This is a genomic window from Paenibacillus popilliae ATCC 14706, from assembly GCF_000315235.1.
GTDB lineage: Bacteria > Bacillota > Bacilli > Paenibacillales > Paenibacillaceae > Paenibacillus_B > Paenibacillus_B popilliae.
This window is the reverse complement of the sequence record NZ_BALG01000435.1, coordinates 1-239: the sequence shown is the minus strand read 5'-3', so window position 1 is coordinate 239 and position 239 is coordinate 1. Positions and strand designations below refer to the sequence as shown.

Annotated in this window: 1 protein-coding gene; it reads left to right on the top strand. The window is 45.6% G+C overall.

The window, feature by feature from the left end:
• Positions 1-38: 38 nt before the first annotated feature.
• On the top strand, positions 39-239 hold a 201-nt coding region (locus PPOP_RS18080; RefSeq protein ID WP_006288115.1), incomplete at its 3' end, for a hypothetical protein.

Genomic DNA, 239 nt, shown 5'->3' with positions numbered 1-239 from the left:
AAAAGAACACACTATGAATTACGAAATGAGGTGATCTAGTGAAGACAACACCGAACTATGGCCTGAAGTTGCCAGGCGAGAATGACTTTTACAGTGTGGGCGACTTTAATGATAATTTTAATGCCGTTGATGCGGCGTTGACCGCTGCCAAGGAGTATGCAAATAAAAAGGTAGCTAGCATCCATGTGCCCGTAAAATCAGTCAACAACAAGACGGGCGATGTTAGACTGACGGCGGCG